The 11,983-nt window shown below is 68.2% G+C and carries 11 protein-coding genes and 1 pseudogene; 4 read left to right on the top strand and 8 right to left on the bottom strand.

Annotation, left to right across the window (positions count from 1 at the left end):
* Positions 1 to 109: 109 nt before the first annotated feature.
* The 4 genes from EPA64_RS08110 to EPA64_RS08125 all read left to right on the top strand — a co-directional run bounded on the left by EPA64_RS08110 (position 110) and on the right by EPA64_RS08125 (position 3,578).
* Positions 110 to 622, top strand: coding sequence for a DUF411 domain-containing protein (locus EPA64_RS08110; protein ID WP_425467019.1), 513 nt, complete (start codon positions 110 to 112; stop codon positions 620 to 622).
* Positions 623 to 747: 125 nt separating this feature from the next.
* Positions 748 to 1,158 (top strand): hypothetical protein, encoded by a 411-nt coding sequence (locus EPA64_RS08115; protein WP_036700223.1) that lies wholly within the window; start codon positions 748 to 750, stop codon positions 1,156 to 1,158.
* A 111-nt stretch (positions 1,159 to 1,269) separates the two neighbouring features.
* The gene (gene copM, locus EPA64_RS08120; RefSeq protein WP_036700220.1) at positions 1,270 to 2,796 is read left to right on the top strand and encodes a CopM family metallochaperone; all 1,527 of its coding nucleotides are present in this window, start codon (positions 1,270 to 1,272) and stop codon (positions 2,794 to 2,796) included.
* Positions 2,797 to 2,975: 179 nt separating this feature from the next.
* Positions 2,976 to 3,578, top strand: coding sequence for an adenylate kinase (locus tag EPA64_RS08125; protein ID WP_036708067.1), 603 nt, complete (start codon positions 2,976 to 2,978; stop codon positions 3,576 to 3,578).
* Positions 3,579 to 3,873: 295 nt separating this feature from the next.
* Here the strand turns inward: EPA64_RS08125 and EPA64_RS08135 are convergent, their stop codons facing one another.
* The 8 genes and pseudogenes from EPA64_RS08135 to EPA64_RS08170 all read right to left on the bottom strand — a co-directional run.
* On the bottom strand, positions 3,874 to 4,131 hold the full coding sequence (locus EPA64_RS08135) for a hypothetical protein (RefSeq protein ID WP_036700215.1): 258 nt from the start codon (positions 4,129 to 4,131) through the stop codon (positions 3,874 to 3,876).
* Positions 4,128 to 4,802 (bottom strand): YcbK family protein, encoded by a 675-nt coding sequence (locus tag EPA64_RS08140; RefSeq protein ID WP_036700213.1) that lies wholly within the window; start codon positions 4,800 to 4,802, stop codon positions 4,128 to 4,130. The genes EPA64_RS08135 and EPA64_RS08140 overlap by 4 nt, the downstream gene beginning before the upstream one ends.
* A 73-nt stretch (positions 4,803 to 4,875) precedes the next feature.
* Complete coding sequence (locus tag EPA64_RS08145) at positions 4,876 to 5,163, bottom strand: DUF6127 family protein (RefSeq protein WP_036708073.1); 288 nt, start codon at positions 5,161 to 5,163, stop codon at positions 4,876 to 4,878.
* Between the two features lie 19 nt (positions 5,164 to 5,182).
* Positions 5,183 to 6,259, bottom strand: a complete 1,077-nt coding sequence (locus tag EPA64_RS08150) for a DUF2793 domain-containing protein (RefSeq protein WP_085378402.1) — start codon at positions 6,257 to 6,259, stop codon at positions 5,183 to 5,185.
* A gap of 10 nt (positions 6,260 to 6,269) precedes the next feature.
* Positions 6,270 to 10,294 (bottom strand): annotated as a pseudogene (locus EPA64_RS08155) (baseplate multidomain protein megatron).
* 9 nt (positions 10,295 to 10,303) lie between these two features.
* On the bottom strand, positions 10,304 to 10,738 hold the full coding sequence (locus tag EPA64_RS08160; RefSeq protein WP_134725743.1) for an NlpC/P60 family protein: 435 nt from the start codon (positions 10,736 to 10,738) through the stop codon (positions 10,304 to 10,306).
* Complete coding sequence (locus EPA64_RS08165) at positions 10,735 to 11,619, bottom strand: DUF2163 domain-containing protein (protein ID WP_134725744.1); 885 nt, start codon at positions 11,617 to 11,619, stop codon at positions 10,735 to 10,737. Before EPA64_RS08165 ends, EPA64_RS08160 begins: the two co-directional genes overlap by 4 nt.
* On the bottom strand, positions 11,616 to 11,983 hold a 368-nt coding region (locus tag EPA64_RS08170), incomplete at its 5' end, for a DUF2460 domain-containing protein (protein WP_167626623.1). The genes EPA64_RS08170 and EPA64_RS08165, both read right to left, overlap by 4 nt.

The raw sequence follows: 11,983 nt of genomic DNA on the forward strand, positions 1-11,983 counted from the left end.
GCATCGTGGGCCGTTCCCGCGAGCGCATCTGACAGGCGACATCATGCCGCGGGACGCCGGCGCATTCTCACCCGTTCGTGGGTCGCGCTCCGGACTAGCCGGTGAGATCATGGAGTCCACGAAGAAAGGTTTGACGATGCGGAACGATCACACCATCGGCCGGCGGGCCGTTCTCGCGGCCGCCGCCGCACTTCCGTTCCTGCTGTCGATGCCGGCGTGGGCGCGGGCCGAGGCCCTGCCGCTCGTGACCGTCACCAAGGATCCGTCCTGCGGCTGCTGCGACGGCTGGATCGCGCATATCGAAGCCGCGGGCTTTCCGGTGCGGGTCGTGGACTCGGACGACGTGTTCAGCCTCAAGGAGCGGCTCGGCGTGCCGGCCGAGCTGACCTCCTGCCATACGGCCGAGGTGGACGGCTATGTGGTGGAGGGTCATGTGCCAGCTGCCGCGATCCGCCGCCTGCTGGCCGAGCGGCCCTCCGGGACGGGACTTGCCATTCCCGGAATGCCTGCCGGCTCGCCCGGCATGGATTTTTCCGGGGTCGAACCCGAGCCCTATGAAGTGCTCCTGTTCGGTCCGACCACCCAGACCTTCGGGCGCTACCTCGGCGCGCAGGAAATCTGAGCCAGGCGCCTCCACATGACCGTCCACCTTGCCGCCGATCCGATGCAGCTCAAGCCGCGAGCGATGGCCCTTGCCCGCGTCAGCAGCGCATCGGCCCGGCTCGACACCGAGAAGGCAGGTGGCTCATGAGCGGGCGCTTCAGAGTTGCGTTCGCGGCGAGATGCGGCCGATTGCGCCAGTTCGCGATCGGCATCCTGTTGCTTGCCATCAGCTCCCTCGTTCTGCAGGGCGTAGCGCATGCCAGCCCGACCGGACACGCCCTCCACCGCGAACAGAGCGCGGCCACGGCGAGCCACTGCGGCCAACATCACCTGCCCGGCGATCACGGGGCAGAGACATCTGCAGGCTGCGAGAGTGATGACGGCGGCCAGATGCTGGCCGACTGCTGTCAGACCTGTCTGATCGCCGCCGTTCCCGTCGGGCCGCTGACGTTCGGGCCGTCCGTGAATGGTGAACTGTTCAGGGTCATGCACCGTGACCCGTGGGAACGATCCCCCGAAGGAATCCTGAGGCCGCCTCGTCTGATTGCTGCGTGACGGCCGCTCCGGCGCGACCGCCGGCAGCGCGCACTTCGAGCCCAGACGAACTTTCGGAGACCCGCGTCCGCGAATGTGACGCCGGCCCTCCGGTGCCAAGGATGAAAACCCATGAACCGAACTGCAATCGTTCTTTCCGTCAGCCTGCTGGCGGGCCTGCCGGGCGCTGCTCTCGCCCAGGCCGAACATGATACCCACCACCCGGGAACCCCGCCCGCACAAGCGGAACAGGCTCCCGCGCCCACGTCTCCCTCGGACCGGATGCCCGGCATGCAGGGCATCCCCGAGCATGGCCAGGCCATGATGCAGGCGATGCAGCAAATGATGCAGGGGGGCATGCACGGCGGAATGGCCGCACCCGGCGCTGACGGCGCCCCAACGAGCCTTTCCAGCGCTCCCGACTTCACGCAGGCCTACGTCGCCGCGATGAATGAAATGCACGGACCGATGATGGAAGGCGTGATGGCCGGCGATCCGGATGTCGCCTTCGTCCGGGGCATGATCCCGCATCATCAGGGTGCGATCGACATGGCGAAGATCGTCCAGCAATACGGCGACGATCCGCAGACCAGGGAGTGGGCGGACCAGATCATCGCGGCGCAGGAAGGCGAGATCGTCGAAATGCAGGCCTGGCTGGCGACGAACGCCGGCGAGGCACCAACCGCCCTCGGTCAGACCGGCGGGACCGTCTACTCCGCCAACGAGGGCGGCAATTCGATCAGCGCCATCGATCTCGGCACGGGTTCGGTCGAGACCGTTGACGTCGGCGTGTCGCCGCACAATGTCGATCTGACGCCGGACGGAAATCTGCTGCTGGCGGTCGGGAGCCCTGCCGCCGATCACGCGCACGGATCGGATGACGATGGACATGCCGACACCGATGCGGGCGGAGGGGTCCTGGTGGTGCTCGATCCGGAGCGACTGTCGCAGCCCGTCGCCACTGTGGAAGTCGGCGCGCATCCGGCGCATGTCGTCGCCGACCGCAGCGGGCGCGCCTATGCTTCGCTGTCCGGCGGGAACGAGATTGCGGTCGTCGATCTCGCACAGGCCGAAGTCATCGAGCGCATCGCGACCGGCGCCTATCCGCACGGGCTGCGCCTCAGCCCGGATGAGAGCGAGATCTATGTGGCCAATGTCGAGGACGGCTCGGTCTCCGTCATCGACACGCAGGACCTGACGGAAGTTGCGCGCATTCCGGTGGGCGCAGCGCCTGTTCAGGTCGGGTTCACGCCGTCTGGCGATCAGGTCTACGTCTCGCTGCGCGACGAGAACCGGGTGGCCGTCATCGACACCTCGTCCCGGCAGGTGACGAACAGGATCGACGTCGGGCCGAACCCGATCCAGATGTTCGCGACCCCCGATGGAGCCTACGTCTACGTGGCCAATCAGGGCACCGACGCGGAGCCGAACGACACGGTGTCCGTGATCGACACGGCGACGGGAGAGGTCGTGAAGACGATCACCACCGGGGGTGGCGCCCATGGCGTGTCGGCATCGGCCGACGGGGCTTACGTGTTCGTGACCAACATTGCGGACGACACAGTGTCGATCATCGATGTCGAGAGCCAGGACGTGGTGAGGACGGTGCCGGTCGGCGATCGGCCGAATGGCATCGTCTACGGCGACTCGAGCCGCTAAGGAGTTCGGCGCCGGAGCGGTCCAGCTCCGGCGCCAGACTTGGAGGCAGGGATATCATGTCCGCCTACACGGCCAGCGCCGGTCTGCGCGGAAGTGCAGGGCTTCTCCAAACGGTACTGGGTGCATCGGAATTGCCGCCGCCATCGCCCTCGTGGCTATCCAAGAGGTGAGAAGAGACAATGAGACTGATAGTGTTCGGACCACCAGGAGCAGGGAAGGGAACGCAGGCGCAGCGCCTGGCCGAACGCCACTCGATCCCTCAGCTTTCTACAGGAGATATGCTGCGCGCTGCTGTGACCGAAGGCACCGAAACCGGGCGGCGGGTCGACGCGATCATGGATCGCGGCGAACTCGTACCCGACGATGTGGTCAACCAGATGGTATCCGACCGGATCGATCAAGAGGATTGGCGCAAAGGGTTCATTCTCGACGGCTTTCCCCGGACAGTCGCGCAGGCGGAGTCCCTGACCGCCATGCTGGAGCAAAGGGGTGTCAGGCTTGACGCAGTCATCGAACTGAAGGTCGATGAGACCTCGCTGGTCGAGCGAATGGAAAAGCGCGTCGCCGATACGCTGGCCGCTGGCGGCACGGCTCGCAGCGACGACAATCGGGATACCTTTGTCAGACGTCTCGACGCATATCGGAACAAGACGGAGCCGCTACTGGACTACTATCGCCGAAGGAGAGAGCTCATTACGGTTGATGGAATGCAGGGCATCGACGACGTGGCGCGCGAGATTGAGGACGTACTGACCCGGCGATCCTCGGGATCACGACGCTGATCCTGATCCTGGCGACAAGGAACGGTGAGGGACACCACCAGGCCGCTGCGTCCAGCGATCGATCGGCATGCTGCCTGCCGCCATATTGGTGCGGATTGCAGACCGCAGGCGCTCAGGCTCTTGCTAGCTTGTCTCAGGAGAGCAGGCCCGAGCCTGCTCTCTCATCACTGCGTAGTCGGTCAGCATTTCCGCGATGATCGAGCCTTCCGGCAACCACGCCAGTTCGTCGGCGGCCCGCGTCTGTAACTCCTGACCATATTCCACGACCGGCGGACAAAGTGCCATGATCCTTTGTTCAGAACCGACCGTCGCGCAGCCGGTCAGCAAGCTCGTCGCGATTGCGAGGGCGGCGAGCCGCCGCCTCCAGCATCCGGCGTTGGGCATCATTGATCTTCTCCGTGGTCTCATAGCGTTCGGCGAGGCGGCCAGTGCGCTCGCCGGAACGCCGGAGCGCGAGCAGGAACAGAAGCACGCTGAAGCCAACGGCGCCGTAGCGCAGCGCGGCCCGCATCCATGGGCTGGCGGCAATGCCGCCCAGCAGCGCGGCGATCATCGACGCCCCCGCTTCCAGTCGTCGAGCCGCGCGTAGATGGTCACGACGATGCCAACGAGTGCCACGGCGATGAACACCCAGCGCAGCGTTTCGAGATAGGACACAAGCGGCAGGATGGCGGTCTGGGTCTCGGCAAGGACGTCTCGAGCCACCTCGACGCCCGCCGCGCCCAGCGTCGCCACACCGGCCGCTCCGCCACCCTTCATGGTGCGGCTCTGCGCCAGCACTTCGCGCGCCGGCGGGGTTTCGGCAGCGAAGGGAGTCGGCCGGACCGGGAAGCGCTCGCCCCACTGCCGTGCCGGGCCGAGATCGACATGGATGAAGCCCGAGCGCGGGTAGAAACCGAAGCCGAGGAACCCCACCGCCCGCGCTGCCGCCTCGAACGCCACCGGATCGTGGTTCGCCATGGCGATGTCGAAGGCCGCGCCGTCGAGATGTTTCGACCGGGTCGCGCCGCCAACGGCGCGGTTGTGCTCGGAGCTGCGATAGGCCGAGCGGACGATCAGCGGCTTGCCCAGCCGATCGCGCAGCGCCTGCAGCTTGTCGAGCGCGGGTTCGTTGATCAGCAGCTTGCCGGTCCCTCGGCAGGCGATCTCGGCGGGCGAGAAGTTCGGCCAGCGCCAGGCATTCTTCGGCACGTCACGCCAATGGCGGTGGAAGGTCGTGGTCATGGGGTCCTCCAAACGAAAAAACCCGCCTCGAGGGCGGGTCATGATGGGCTGACAGATCGGAACGAGACGACGGCTACGGGCCGTTGCCGAAGATCTTGAGCTTGATGGCGATGCCCGCCAGCAGCGCCAGCACGACGCCGGTGGTGATCATGCGAACTGCAGTCTGCATCGCGGTGCGGCGCACCAGCCGGATACAGTCCACCAGCGAGCGCAGATCGCGGATGTCGAGCGCGGCCTCGTCGCCGTCGAGGCCGACATCGGCAAGCGCACGCTTCGCGCCTTCCTCAGCCGCCCGGGTCAGGATCGCCTCGAACTCGGCGTCCGGCATGCGGACGTAGCCTTCGGATCGGGGTGGGTTCATCGGTTCCTCCTTTCGCCGCTCAGCCGATCTTGCAGCCCCAGAAGGACGTGTGGTCGGCCGCGAAGTAGCCGTCCGCGACCCGGAAATACCCCTGCAGCTCGACGGTATCGCCCGCAGTCAGCGGGACCATCGTCTGCAGCCAGATGGCAGTGGCGAGCGAGACGTGGGTCGCGGAGATTTCGCCGAGGGAGCCGCGAATTTCGGTCGTCCCGTTCAGCACGAGCCGCCCGCGCATGTGGGCCGTGGCGCTGGCGTTGATCTTGTAGAGCAGCGTCGCGCCGAAGAGGTAGGTGCCGTCTGCGGGTGCCACGAAGTGGTTGTTTGCGGCGTCGAACGCGCCCTGATCGTTGGTGTCGGTGTTGTTGAGGCCGATCTTCGTCCATGTCCCGACGCCGACATAGTTGTCGTAGTTGGTCCAGGCCTTGAACCGTGGCAGCCGGGGCTGGTCGACGATGCCGGTGGCGTTGTCGACACTGAGCCCGTCGAAGAAGGTGCTGCCGTCGGCGGAGACTGCCAGCCGGAAGCGGTCCGAACCGAAGAGGCCGACCAGCGCCTTGGTCACGAAGCCGGTCTGCAGCGTGAGGCCGAGATCGTCGCCCGCGGCCTCCTTGTTCATGGTGTAGAGGAGATCGCCTGTGCCGCCCTCGGCGATGGTCTTCGCGGTCCAGAGCGCAGCGTTGAGCTTGGCCGAGAATGGGTTCGACCCATCCGCTGTCGTGCCGACGCCCAGCATCGCCATATTCTGCAGCGCCGTGGGCGTGGTGCCGATCCAGCTCGCGCCGCCGTAGACCAGCAGCAGGCCCTCGTCCTCGACCCACGCGCGCCAGCCGGTCCTCGGTGGCAGACGCAGCCACGCCCCGTCCGTCCAGAGCGCCACGTTCAGGTCCCAGCCGGCCCAGTCGCCCGTCGCGCCCGAGCCGACGATGTAGCGGTCGCCATCGGCCGGGCTGCCGGGCGGGGCGGTCAGGTCCCGGTCGAGGACCGAGAGCTGGACGAGCCCGTCGAGAAGCCGCAGCGCCTCGTTGTGGGTGACGTGCTTCTGGGCCTGCGCGGCGAGGACGTAGGGCAGCAGGAGATGGGTCGTGGTGTCGGACATGGGATGGCCTTCAGAACGTGAACGTGACCGTTTTTGGCGCGCCCCGCCCGACGAGGGCGGAGAGCTGGAAGATGCGGATGTCGAGCGTGTCGCCGGGGGCGAGCGGCGCGCCCCAGTCCGCGGTCTGCTGGGCGGCCGTGTAGACCGCGCTCGTGGTGTTCACGCTCAGCACCCGCTTCACGGCAGTGCCGTCGAGGATCTCGATCTCATAGGCTTCCAGTTCCTCGGCCAGCGGCACCTCGAGCCCGCCCCAACTGTCGGCTGCGAGCGCGCGGGACCGGCGTTTCCAGCGGATCGTCAGATCGCCGGGCGTGCGAGGCCTGCGCCATGGCTGCTCGACATGGGCGACGGAGAACGGGCGCAGCCCGGCGCCTGCCGGCGTGAAGGCCTGCGCGACATAGGTCTCGTCGCTGACCGAACGGCTCGCCGGGCCGATGCGCCAGTTCCACGGGATCCCGAGGTCGGCCTCGGCGATTGGTAGCGTGGCGAGGCTGTCGTCGAGCACCACGACCCGCGCGCCAGCAGGCGCCGGGTTGCCCATGGCGCTTTCGGTGCCGCGCTGGCCGCGCAGGAGCTGGGTCAGCCGATACCGGCCGAGCGCGAGCAGCTCGGCCGCGCCCGCCTGCACGATCTCCCAGACGCCGGCCGCGCTCTCGATGGCGAGCGCGTTGGCGCCGCCGAACAGGGTCAGGTCCGTGACGCTTTCCAGCGTCCCGGTCAGCAGATCGACGATCAGCGCATTACCGCGATCGAAGCGCGAGGTCGGGCCTGAATAGAGATCCGAGACCAGCGTCCCGATCCGGGCCCGCGTGCCGAAACTGGTAAGGAGCTCGAAGCCATCCGTCGAGGGACTGCGGAACACCGCCATCTCGCCCGGCCAGGGAACCGCGTGCGCCGCGACCAGCGGCCGATGCGCGGGCTGGTCCTCGGTCAGCTGCGGCAGGTCCATCAGCACCGCCTTCGGCGCGCCGAACACCACGGCGCGCGTCAGCGACGCCGCGCGGGGATCGCCGGGCGGCAGATCGTAGGTCGCCCGGTCCTGGCGAACCGCCTCGATGCCACGCGCCTCCGCGTCGGCGATGGAGACCAGCCGCAAATCGACCAGCCGCCCGTCATGCGCGAGCCGGATCGCATCGGCTGGATCGAGCGCGAGGCGCGAGGGCGGCAATCGGAACGCCGCCGTCTCGCGGCCCACCCACGCCTCCATCAGCGCGCGGCGGCAGCGCCGCTCGGCCTCCTCGGGCGGCACCGCCATCGGAAAGCTCTCGGAGGCGATCCGCGTCGTGTCCACGGTGATGCGGCGCGCCTCGACGAGGGCCGCGTCGTAATCCTCATCGGCGCGGGCGACCTGCCACTTCAGCGCTTGCGGCAGTTCCGTTTCCTGGCCGCGGGTGAGTTCCAGCACATCGCCCTCGCGGGCGGCTACGAGGTCGTCGGGCGCGAGGCTGGCGACGGACGCCCGGCCGCGCATGATAAAGCGGATCACGCCCTCGGTCTCCACCGCGTCGAAGCCGAAGTGGCGCGACAGCGTGGTGATCGAGGCGCGCGGGCTTTCGAGAGCCGTAATGGCGTAGCCTTCGACCGCGCCCCAGAGCCCGGTGACATCGATCCGGGACTCGGGCAGCCCGGCGCGGAGACAGAGGTGGCGGACGAGCGCCGCGAGCGACACCGCGCCAAGCCGCCCCGTCAGCCAGTGGCCGAGCCGCCAGTTCGCCCCGTCCGTCCAGACGTCGGTCAGCGCCGGAAAGAACGGGTACGGTCGCGCGTCCCAGGTCCAGGCGGCGCATTCGGGCACATGCACCATCCGCCCACCGTAGACCGAGGACACCGGGTTGTTCGCCGCCTCGCCCCACCAGAGATACGTCGCCTCGAGATAGGCGCGCTGGATCGCGTCATCCCGCCAGCCCCGCGAGAAATGCGGCGTGAAGCTCTCCGACGACTTCGGGTCGAAGAAGACGTTTGGCTGGTTCGTGCCGCGGTCGATGGCCGGGCAGCCAAGTTCGGTGAACCAGATCGGCTTGGACTGCGGCGCCCACGCGGTCGGCGTCCCGCTCTCCACCCCACCGGGGCGGTCGTAGTGCGCGTTCGACCACCAGGCGCGCAGATCCTTGTAGCGAAAGACCCAAGGCTTGCCCGCCGCGCCATCCGTAATCTGGGTACGGAACTGTGCGGAGCGATCCGCCGCGCTGGCATAAAACCAGTCGTAGCCCTCGCCGCCGACGATGTTCGCCTGCAGATAGGCCCGGTCGTAGATCGCCGGCCAGCCCTCGGACGCGTCGGCATGCTCAAAGCCATCGCGCCAGTCGGAGAGTGGCATGTAGTTGTCGATACCGACGAAATCGATCTCCGGATCCGCCCAGAGCGGGTCGAGGTGGAAGAACACGTCGCCGCTGCCGTCGCCCGGCTGGTGCCCGAAATACTCCGACCAGTCGGCGGCATAGCCGATCTTCGTCCCGACCCCGAGGATCGTGCGGACATCGGCGAGCAGATCCCGATAGGACTGCACGGCCGGATAGGTGCTGGCTCCGGATCGGATCGTCGTCAATCCCGGCATCTCGGTGCCGATCAGGAACGCATCGACCCCGCCCGCCGCCGCGCAGAGATGGGCGTAGTGCAGCACCATGCGCCGCAGGCCCCAGTCGCCGGTTGCGCCGGTCCAGCCGACACTCTCGCCCGAGACGCTGAAGCTCGCGGGCGTCGCCGCGCCGAACAACGCGGCGACCTGCGTGGCGGCCGTGGCGGTCTTGTCGACGGTCCCGGCATAGCCAGCGGCCGGAGAACAGGTGATCCGTCCTCGCCACGGGAATGCGGGCTGGCCCGTGTTGGCGGCGTTGTCGGAATAGGGGTTCGGCAGGCTGTTGCCGGGCGGCACGTCCATCAGGATGAACGGATAGAAGGTGACCCGCAGCCCGCGCGCCTTCATCTCCTGGATCGCCTGCACCACCGCGAAGTCGGACGGCGTGCCGCCATAGACCGGGCGGTCCTGATCGTCGCGGCTGACGAGAAAGGCATTGGTGCGGCTGACGCCATTGACCGACCAGCTGACCGGCGTGGTCGACTTGGCAGAGACCTCGACGCCCGGCCGCACCTTGCAGGAGCCCGCGCGCAGATCGTCGCCGAACCACGCCACCACGAGGCTGACGCTCTCGACCGCCGGGGCCATCGCCTGCAGCCGGTCGAGGGCCTCCACCATGTCGGTGGAGNCTCGACCGCCGGGGCCATCGCCTGCAGCCGGTCGAGGGCCTCCACCATGTCGGTGGAGTCGGCCAGGGCGTTCAGGTTCTCGGGCACCGTCGCGCCGCCGTCGGTCTTGCGGATCGCCTGCGTGGCGTAGGTGAACTCTCCCGAGGCCGGGATCATGGTGACGGCCTGCACCAGCCCTTCGGCGGTATCGGGATCGGCGAGCGGGCGGAACACCTCGAAGGAAAGCTGCGGCAGGCGGTTGCCGTAGGTCGAGAGCGCCAGCTCCTCGAAGACCACATAGGCGGTGCCGCGATAGGCGGGCGTGCTGGCCGCGCCCATCTTCGCCGCAATGAACGGGTCCGCCGTCTGCGCCTCGTCGCCCGGATACCAGCGCCAGGTGACTCCGGAGAGGTCCATCGGCTTGCCGTCGGCCCAGACGCGCCCGATGCCCGTGATCGGTCCCTCGCACAAGGCGACGGCGAAGCTGGCATAGTACAGATATTCGGTCGTCTTGACCTTGCCGCCCCCGCCACCCTTGCCGCCGCCCTGCGTGGTGGTCTTCGTCTCTTCGCGGAAATCCGTGGCCCAGATGATGTTGCCGCCCATCCGCATCCGGCCGTAGAGCCGCGGGATGACTGCGCCCTCGGTGGCCGAGGTGATACGCAGCGTGTCGAGCCGCGCACCCTCGATGCGCTGCGTCGGCGCGAGCGAGGAGATGATCCAGCTGTCGACCACCGAGCCGATGCTGGAGCCGATGAAGCCGCCGATGGTCGCGGCGCTGACGCCGAGGATCGCGCCGCCGATCGACCCGCCAATGGCAGCGCCAGCGGCACCGAGAACGAGGGTGGCCATGTTCGGGTCTCAGCGTTGCGGGAACAGGAAGGCGAAGGCGATGCGCCGCCGCCAGGCTTGCGTCAGCGGCTCCTCGATCACGCCGAGCCGCTCGTAGGCGTGGAGGAAGGAATCGGGACCGGTCAGGATCCCGACATGCTTTGCGATGGCCCGGGGCTTCATGCGGAACAGCACCAGTGCGCCGGGAACGGCCTCTACAGGAGGCACCTCGATCATCATGCGTCGTGCGCCCTCGGCCAGCACCTCGCGCGGGCCCGTCTCGCCCCAGTCCCGGCTGTAGGCAGGGATCGGGAACGGCTCGGGGCCGACGACCTCGCGCCAGACGCCCCGGGCCAGCCCGAGGCAATCGCAGCCGACGCCCCGAAGGCTGGCCTGGTCGTGGTAGGGCGTGCCGAGCCAGGAGCGCGCAATGGCGATAACGCGCTGGGGATTGGCGGAGGTCACAGCACGGACCCCTCGTGCCCGCCATCCTTCGTGGCGTAGCGGAGAACGGCGTCCTGGCCGGGGATGTGCGGGAAGCCGCGGAAGTTGGCTGTGTTCGCGAACTTCGCCCCGCAGGTCTCCATCCGTTTGTCGCAGCCCGCGCGGATGGTGAAGGCGTCGCTCTCGGCGATGGCACGCACCGGCGCCTCGAGCAGGGTCAGCACGGCGATGCCGTCCGTCACGTCATGGCTCAGCACCTCAGTGCGCCGCCCCGCATTCGCGCCGCTCGTCCAGTCCAGCGTGCCGAAGGTGAACCAGCCGGAGTCAAACCCGCCCAGCCCCGAGGCGGTGAAGGCTCGGTCGCGCAGCAGATCGATCACGGCGCCCGTGCCGTTGAAGACGGGGTCATGCACATCGACGCCACAGCGCGCATCGCCAAGCGCGGCGTCACAGGTCGCCTGGAAGGTCCGCCCCACGGTCTGCCCGAGGACATGGGCGAGCGAGCGCACCTCGGCGACGAAGGCGAGCCGCCCGCGCCGGATCTGGCCGATGGCCCCGCGCCGCATCAGCACGCGCTGGCCGGTGTCCGCCCAGTTCACGCGCCAGACCTCGACCTCCGCGTTGTCCCAGCGGCCGTCGAGGATATCGGTCTCGGTGATCCGGTCCGAGGTCAGTACACCCTCTGCATCCTGCGCATCGACCGACAGGTCCGAGCCCGAGCGGACCTCGGAGGCCGTCAATCCGCTCTCGGGCTCGAAACCGGTCCCATCGAAGGCGAGCGTCCGGTCGTGGTCGGTGAAGCCGAAGGTGACGGCGTCGGCGCGGCTGATGCGCCAGCACCAGGCGAGCGTCGTCGTGCCGTCGTCGAGATGGGCCTGCAGTGAGGGGTCGAGGGTCTTCATCGGCGCAGTTCCAGCAGCGGAATGGAGGTGATCGAGCCGAGCCGCTCGAGGTCGAGCGTTACATCAAGCGCATCGGTGTCGAAGCGGACCGGCACGTCGAAGGCGAAGCCCGCGGTGATGGCGACGCCCTCGGCTGGCGCAGTGGCGAAGGTCACCACGCCGGTGGTCGTGTCGACGGACCAGCCGCCGAGCTGCTCTGCGCCATCGAGGGCGATCCGGACCGTGCCGGCGACCGGCTTGGTGATCGCACGCACCCATGTCTGACTGCCTGAGGCGTAGCGCTTCACCAGCTGGAACGCAGTGGTGATGCCGTCGCCGGTGCCGATCGCCGAGAGTGTCAGGTCTTCTGTGTATGGCTGATTGG

Source organism: Paracoccus luteus (assembly GCF_004522155.1).
GTDB lineage: Bacteria > Pseudomonadota > Alphaproteobacteria > Rhodobacterales > Rhodobacteraceae > Paracoccus > Paracoccus luteus.